Annotated in this window: 8 protein-coding genes; 3 read left to right on the top strand and 5 right to left on the bottom strand. The window is 41.9% G+C overall.

Annotated features, from left to right (window positions below; genetic code table 11):
- On the bottom strand, positions 1-532 hold a 532-nt coding region (locus tag IQP38_RS26245; RefSeq protein WP_228009986.1), incomplete at its 3' end, for a DJ-1/PfpI family protein.
- A 114-nt stretch (positions 533-646) separates the two neighbouring features.
- Between IQP38_RS26245 and IQP38_RS04630 the strand changes: the two genes are divergently transcribed.
- Both IQP38_RS04630 and IQP38_RS04625 read left to right on the top strand, forming a co-directional pair.
- A complete protein-coding gene (locus IQP38_RS04630) occupies positions 647-1,165 on the top strand; it encodes a cysteine hydrolase family protein (RefSeq protein ID WP_054579520.1) in 519 nt (172 codons plus the stop codon).
- Between the two features lie 120 nt (positions 1,166-1,285).
- On the top strand, positions 1,286-2,047 hold the full coding sequence (locus IQP38_RS04625) for a transporter substrate-binding domain-containing protein (protein WP_193837353.1): 762 nt from the start codon (positions 1,286-1,288) through the stop codon (positions 2,045-2,047).
- 98 nt (positions 2,048-2,145) lie between these two features.
- Here the strand turns inward: IQP38_RS04625 and IQP38_RS04620 are convergent, their stop codons facing one another.
- Positions 2,146-3,219 carry a permease gene (locus IQP38_RS04620; RefSeq protein ID WP_228010009.1) on the bottom strand — a complete coding sequence of 358 codons (1,074 nt, stop codon included), beginning with the start codon at positions 3,217-3,219 and terminating at the stop codon, positions 2,146-2,148.
- Between the two features lie 346 nt (positions 3,220-3,565).
- On the opposite strand from IQP38_RS04620, the gene IQP38_RS04615 reads away from it, so the two are divergent.
- Positions 3,566-4,558, top strand: a complete 993-nt coding sequence (locus tag IQP38_RS04615) for a zinc-binding dehydrogenase (RefSeq protein ID WP_064376739.1) — start codon at positions 3,566-3,568, stop codon at positions 4,556-4,558.
- 151 nt (positions 4,559-4,709) lie between these two features.
- Here the strand turns inward: IQP38_RS04615 and IQP38_RS04610 are convergent, their stop codons facing one another.
- The 3 genes from IQP38_RS04610 to IQP38_RS04600 form a co-directional block, all read right to left on the bottom strand.
- Positions 4,710-5,612 carry a homocysteine S-methyltransferase family protein gene (locus IQP38_RS04610; RefSeq protein ID WP_193837352.1) on the bottom strand — a complete coding sequence of 301 codons (903 nt, stop codon included), beginning with the start codon at positions 5,610-5,612 and terminating at the stop codon, positions 4,710-4,712.
- A gap of 276 nt (positions 5,613-5,888) precedes the next feature.
- Positions 5,889-6,623, bottom strand: a complete 735-nt coding sequence (locus tag IQP38_RS04605; protein WP_193837351.1) for an amino acid ABC transporter ATP-binding protein — start codon at positions 6,621-6,623, stop codon at positions 5,889-5,891.
- A gap of 14 nt (positions 6,624-6,637) precedes the next feature.
- Complete coding sequence (locus IQP38_RS04600) at positions 6,638-7,585, bottom strand: amino acid ABC transporter permease (RefSeq protein ID WP_193837350.1); 948 nt, start codon at positions 7,583-7,585, stop codon at positions 6,638-6,640.
- Between the last annotated feature and the right edge of the window lie 43 nt (positions 7,586-7,628).

The following is a 7,628-nucleotide window of genomic DNA, read 5'->3' as shown; positions in this document are numbered from 1 at the left end:
CAATAACCAACATTTTTCCTAACAGGCGCATTACTGCCGGTGACGCAAATAAGGAAACCAACTCCAAACCTAAATCCACCCATGACATCATACCCCCAGCCGTAATGATCGTTCCTTCGTTAATAAGGATGGCTTCTTGTCTTACGTGGATATCGGGAAACTGACTCGCTAATGAAGGAGCCAAGCCCCAGTGTGTCGTACAAGACTTATTGGTCAACAACTGGGTTTGAGCAAGAATAAAAGTACCAGCGCAGGCGGAGGCTAAAATCGCACCTTTACTATATTGGACATTTAACCAGTCGAGTAGCTCTGGCTCTGGTTCTAAGTAATATTGACCAGTGCCGCTAGGCGGAATCATTACCGCTGTTTTCACATCGAAGTGCGTGTTTGACCAGTGATCCAATATCTCTACTTCAAAGTGCACATCAACGCCCAATTTAGCCGCCGCACGGTTTGCCATCTCGAAGAGTTCGCTTAAACCATATACGGAGGCTTGCGAGCTATCTGGGTAATTAACGAGTGCTATTTTCATTTATCTTCAAGTGTCGCTTTTTGACTCTTTTGTGTCATTTTAGACTCTAAAGAAGGTGGCTAAAAGTCTTTATATTATTCGTATCGCAATGATCCTCAATAAAAGGAAAAGAAAATGACTCAAAAAGCCCTACTTGTAATTGATTTGCAAAACGACTATTTCACGGAAGGAAAGTTTCCTTTATGGAATACAGAATCAACTTTAGACAATGTTAAGAGAGCAATAACTAAAGCCAATGAGCAAAACATTCCTGTGATTCATATTCAGCATATTGCCGATCCTGCCATGGGCATTGCCCCATTCTTCAATGAAGGCAGCGACGGTGCCAATATTCACCCAGAAGTTCTTGCTTTAGCGCCGAATTCCGAAATCGTGGTAAAGCACTTCGCAGATAGCTTTGAAGGAACACGTTTAGAAGAAGTATTGGCAAGCAAAAATGTAACGGAGTTACTTGTATGCGGAATGATGACACAAAACTGCGTGACACATACTGCTATTTCAAAATCTGCGGACAAGTATGATGTTTCGATCTTAATGGATAGCTGTACCACGGTCGATGAAATGATTCACAACATTGCACTTCACGCTGTCTCAACGAGAGTTCCCCTCGTAACTATTGAAGATAAGCTGTAATACACGCAAAACCTTTCGCTCACACAATGCGGGCGAAAGGTCACACATATATGCACTTTCATTGATATTTGCTTACTTTGTGTTAAACATTGGTTTCCAAACAGTTACAAGGAAACGTTTATGAAATGGATAGTCGTATTGTTTATTAGCTTATTTTCAGTTTTCAGCCATGCGAAAGAGTGGAAACAAATTCGCTTCACTGTTGAAGGGGCTTACCCCCCATTTAGCTGGACGACAAAAGAGGGAAAGCTAGAAGGGTTTGAAGTCGACCTCGCTAACGCGTTATGCAAAGAGTTAGAAGTAAAGTGCGTTATCTCAAAAATGGATTGGGATGGCATCATCCCTTCTCTCCTTAGTCGCAAGAACGATGCGATTATTGCTGCAATGACAATCACAGAAGAACGAGAAAAGAAAGTCGATTTCACCGTCCCTTATGCAAAAGTACCGACTCGTTTTGTAATGAAAAATGATAGAGAAATCAACATGGATGACGGCAGCCTAAATCGTTTATCTATTGGAGTTCAAAGAGCCACAATTGGTGATAAGTACCTTTCTGCCTTGTATCCAGATATTGATATTCGTCGTTATGGTACGTTCGATGAGGCATTTATCGATCTACTCAATGGACGGTTAGATGCTGTATTTGGCGGCTCAATCGGTTTAAGTGCTGGTTTTCTTGAAACTGCACAAGGTAAAGGCTATCACTTTACTGGACCAGCGTTTACAGAGGAAAAGTGGTTCGGCCGTGGCATTGGCGTAGCAGTGAGAAAGCAAGACAAAGAATTAAAAGCATTACTCGATAGCGGAATACAAAAATTGATCCAGAGCGGTAAGCATAAAACCATCGCCAGCAAGTATTTCTCCTATAGTATTTACGAGTAACCTCGTTATTTTTTTATAGTCTGCGCGGTATAGGAAACTTCCCTTTCCCTATATGGCGACAAAAACAGAGCCCTCGAGCAATCGCCCGAGGGTTATTTTTATAAAAAAGCCCAGCTATATAAGTAACCCGCTCCCATGGCCATCGTTAAGATAACGATTAGGAAGGCAGCGATCATTTGGTTCTTAAAAATTGATTTCAACAAAATCACTTCTGTAAGACTTGCGCCAGCACTACCAATAATAAGCGCCATAACAGATCCAAGAGCCATACCTTTTTGTACTAGTGCCGCGCTAAGTGGAATGACCGCCTCTGCACGGATGTACAATGGAATACCAATGATTGCTGCGACCGGAATCGCGTACCACTTCGCTTCACCAGCGAACTCCGCAATGAACTCCGTCGGGATGAAGCCATAGATAAATGAACCAATCGCAATGCCCATCATGAGATAAGGGAACACTTGCTTAAAGTCTTTCCAAGTTGATTGCCAAATACGTACCCAGCGGCTAGGCTCTTTCTCTTCCACGACTGTCGCTGTTGCACTACCGCCAGATGAACAGCAGGACACTTCCACTTTAGGTTCAGGTTTTGGTACATCACCACAACAAGATGTTTTCGCCGCAACTGGCGTAGGTTCATTGCAGGCGCTGGTATCACAGCTTGATGCTGGTCTCGCTTCTTCTTTTTTCTTGCTTGAATCGCCACAAGAAGTACCGCACGAAGAAGAACCTACCGCTTGATATGCTTCTGGTTTGACGTAACGTTCAAACCCTAGTTTTTCAAGTACATAGCCTGCTACCACTGATACTGACATCGCGATAGCAAAGTAAAATACCGCAACTTTCCAACCAAAAGTCACCACAAACAAGCCAATAATCACTGGGTTAAGCAACGGGCTTGCAAATAGGAACACCATCATAGGTCCAAAACCTGCTCTTGCACGCAACAAGCCTTTTAAGAAAGGAATGGTCGAACACGAACAGAAAGGCGTAATCGAACCTAGCAACGCAGCAATGAAGTAACCTTTACCCTTTTTCGAGCTGAGAATAGATTGAATTTTTTCTGGCGTTAGAAAATCTTGCAACACACCGACAATGTAGCTAATTGCCAGAAATAAGATGATAAGTTCGGTTGCTAGAAACGCAAACATATCCAGCGCTTCTTTAGCCATAGTTATAATTTCTGTATTCACATTTACTCTCCTCGTCATTTTTCGCTAACAAGCTTACCTGATAGATAAGCCTTTATTTCGATATTTCTGGAATTATAGAATCACAAAACAAAAGATCAACAAAATATTTCCATAAAAATGGAATAATAAAACTAGTCATTACTTATCATAAAGTTACATGTCGTTAGCTATGCAGACTGGTTGTCGATGATAATTTCAGAGCATCTCGAATCCTTTTTATCAAACATAACCTAAAATTATCAAAATAAGAAAAAACCATAATTATTGCAGCAACACCCTCTGAGTTAGTATGACTTTCGACCATTCTTAATAATAAGGAAAACCTATGAGAGCGATAACTTACCAACGAGATAAAGATACTTTCTCTTTATCCGAATTACCTACACCAAAACTAGAAACCCAATTTGATGTATTGGTTAAAGTTAACGCTGTTGGTTTGAACCCTGTCGATGCAAAAATTCATTATTGGTCAGACATGGTCACTAACATGGATAACAATTTTGTTGGCGGGTTAGACGTATCAGGAGAAATAGTCTCTGTAGGCGATGCGGTCGTTGATTGGAAGGTTGGCGATAAAGTGTTGTATCACGGAAACATGAGACGCCATCACGGAGGATTCGCTGAATTTGCTATCCATGATTCAAGAACGCTTATAAAGCACCCTCAGGTTCCGGTTGAAGTGGCAGCATCTACACCTTGCGCAGCCTGGACCGCATATCGCGCTTTGGTAGACAAGCTCGATATTTCAAATCGAAGCAGCATTTTTATCGCCGGAGGTGCTGGTGGCGTTGGAAGCTTTGCTATTCAGTTAGCAAAGACATTTGGTGTTGAACAGATCATTGCTACTAGTTCAGAAGCTAATCACGCATATTTGTCCTCGTTAGGAGCAACCCATATGATTGATTATCATCATGAAGATGTAGTTCAGCGAGTAATGGACATTACCGGAAATCATGGCGTTGAGGTTGCACTCGATTGTGTAGGCGGTGATAACGACCGAATTGCAGCCTCGGTGTTAACCTTTGAGGGCGAAATGGTGGAGCTCGTCAAGACTGTCGACCCTTCTCAATATCCAGATGCCTTCTTAAAAGGCTTGGGCTTCCACCAAATAAGTTTGGGCTCTGGTCATGTCTTTGGCGAGAGAGGGTTTGCAAGTATCGTTAATGCCGGAAAGGAAGTGTCTGAGCTATTAGAAAATGGAGAATTGGAAGTACCGAAACTGAAGATCATCGGCTTAGAAGATGTAGGTAACGCACTCTTGGACATGCGAAATCAGAGAACAGTTGGAAAGATTGTCGTTAATCTGAACCAAAAATAATTAATAAAAGTCTCGAGGCAAACTGGCAAGGTAATGAATGAGCAAGTTAAAGCATCTTGTTACTTTGCCAGATATGAAAGGCCTTTATTTTATCTATAACGATGAATAAAAAACAAAATCTCTTGTCATACTTCCCTGCGCTTCACCAAAATTAGGCGTTTTCGAGAGTGTCTCTCCAAGTCGCTAGCAATTTAATATGACGTGGTTCAATCCCACAGCAACCACCAATAATGCTCGCTCCCTGCGCATGCCACTTTTTAGCATACTCAAGATATTCAGTCGGAGAGAAATGACGAACTTCCTGAATGGTCTCGTTGGCTTGGTGCGCTTGCTTTATCGGAGCAAAGCTATTTGCGAAAACACCTATCGTCAATTCTCTACCTGACTCACTCAATACTGCTTGTGTATCAATGATCGATTGCTCGACAACTTCAGGAATAGAGCAATTGAAAAAGATACCTGAAACATTTGTTTTCAACAGCGTATTAACCGCGACTTTAAGAGATTCCCCTGAGCGAAGGCGAGGCAAAGAGTTAGGCTCATCCATTAAGGTGAAAGCAAGATAATTGGGCTTATCTGTTTTGGCTAAAATTATTGATAGAACTTCAACTTCAGCGAGGCTAGACACGGTCTCAGCTAACCAAATATCAACATATTGATCTTGAGCTTCAAATAACTCAGAAGCCACTTCCAGTGCCCTTTTCGGCTCGAATAATTCAGGCCTGTAAGACCCCATTACAGGAGGAAGAGAACCCGCAACGAGCACTCTATCGTTAGAGCTGGTGACTACATCTCTGGCAATTTTGGCTGCAGATTTTGCTAACTCAGTCCCCCGTTTTGCATAGAGTTCCTCGCCTAAGTGAAATGGAACACATGCATAACTGTTGACAGTGATAATCTCTGCGCCAGCGTCTATGAAATTCTCATGTGCCATTTTTACATATTGTGGTGATTCAATTAGCGCTTGTGCACTCCAAAGCGGCTGAGAAAAAGGGGCGCCAATACGTTTTAACTCTCGCCCCATGCCACCATCTAAAATTGTTACTTTCTTCATTTAGACATCCATACCGCCAAACATCCATAAGCTCTATTCAAACACAATTTTTATCAATTCAAAATGAAATTGTTATGTTTAAAGTGAACAAAGACTTAATGGCTGATTAAACACTCTAGTATTTACCAGACCTTTCATTCGGACCAAGCTAATGTTATCGCCATTAACTTCGAGTAAAAATCCCATTATCTATGTCTCTCGGCGAGGCGGGCGTTACGAGCCACAATAGTGCATGAAGTGATTGAGGGACTAACCCTCAATCAAATTTTCTTTTTATTATAAGACCTTAGATAAAAACTTCTGTAATCTAGGATTGGAGGGGTTATCAAAAAATCGCTCAGGAGAGTCAGAAACCAAAAGCTCACCATCTTCCATAAACAACACCCTATCAGCGACCTCTTTTGCGAAACCCATTTCATGAGTAACCACGACCATGGTCATTCCGTCCCTGGCCAAATCTTTCATCACATCAAGAACTTCTCCAACCATTTCAGGGTCTAGTGCTGATGTGGGTTCATCAAACAACATAATGTTGGGCTTCATTGCTAACGCACGAGCGATTGCGACGCGCTGCTGCTGTCCACCTGATAAATGATTAGGATAATTATCCATTCTCTCCGACAGACCGACTTTATAAAGCAAATCTTTTGCTTCTTTCTTCACCGATTCAGGGTCACGTTTAGAAACCTTTAAAGGTGCTAACATGACGTTCTCTATCGCCGTTTTATGTGGAAAAAGGTTGAAGCCTTGAAATACCATGCCCACATCAGCGCGTAGTTTATTTATATCCGTAGATTTGTGGTACATATCGATACCATCTACGATTATAGACCCACTATTTATTGTCTCTAATTGATTGATCGTCCGTAAGAATGTTGACTTACCAGAACCTGACGGTCCTACGATGACAATCACCTCCCCTTTTTCTACATTTACCGATACGTCCTTGAGCGCATGGCAGCCATTAGGGTAAATTTTATTAATTGTTTTTGCTGAAATAATGTATTCCATTAATGACTCCACCATTAATCACTTGCTGCCAATTTCTTTTCTAACGTTTGTATTGCCCAAGATAAGGTACTAGTTAGAAGCAAATAAAGGGCCGCAACGGTAAACCAAACTTCAAATGGGGCAAAATTACCACTTACGACTTCCCTGCCCGCTTTTGTCAGATCAGTAATCGAAATCACGGAGACAAGTGAGGAATCTTTTATCAGGTTGATAAACTGCCCGGCTAAGGGAGGTAATGTCTGCTTAAACGCTTGAGGTAAAATGACATAAATCATCGCTTTGGGATAATTCATTCCTAGTGAACGCGCCGCTTCCATTTGTCCTCTTGGGATTGACTGGATTCCTGACCGCACAATTTCTGCGACATAAGCGGCGGTAAACACGGAGAGCGCTATCACTCCCGCAGTAAAACGCTCAAGGTCAAGCACAGTACCAATAAAGAAGTAAACGATAAAAATCTGTACTAAAAGAGGCGTTCCACGAATGACCTCGACATACACAAGCGCCAGCTTTTTTAATGCCGGATTGCTGGATATACGCATTAGTCCGACAACTAAGCCCAACGCTAGAGCAATGATAAGTGACCAGAGCGAGATTTTAATGGTCGTCACAACACCATCTAAAATTGGGCCAGAGCGCCACTCTTTTATAGTTGCTAAGGTATCTCCTTCAAAAATAAGATCACCTTCATAGACGTCCACAGACTTATATTGGCTTAGTTCAAGAACAATATCACCATGAATACTCTCCAGAGCCAGTTGGTTATTCTCGTCGAGAATGATGTTCCCATCGACAGGCGCGGTAATGGATGAAGCAGCGTTAGTGGCAATATAAGGAAGGACACGCTCCCAATTCCAGCTGTAATCGATTCGCTTACCTGACAGATAGACAAGACCGCAAATTGATAGCAAAACAAGAACAAAAACAGCGTTCCACAATAGGGATTTAAAGTTATTTTGCATGTGATTCCGAGAATGACTTTGATTAAAGTTGGTTGGGTATTTG

The sequence above is a fragment of the Vibrio sp. OPT41 genome (assembly GCF_015163595.1).
Lineage (GTDB): Bacteria > Pseudomonadota > Gammaproteobacteria > Enterobacterales > Vibrionaceae > Vibrio > Vibrio alginolyticus.
Note: the sequence above shows the minus strand (reverse complement) of the source record. Positions and strands in the feature narration are given on the sequence as shown.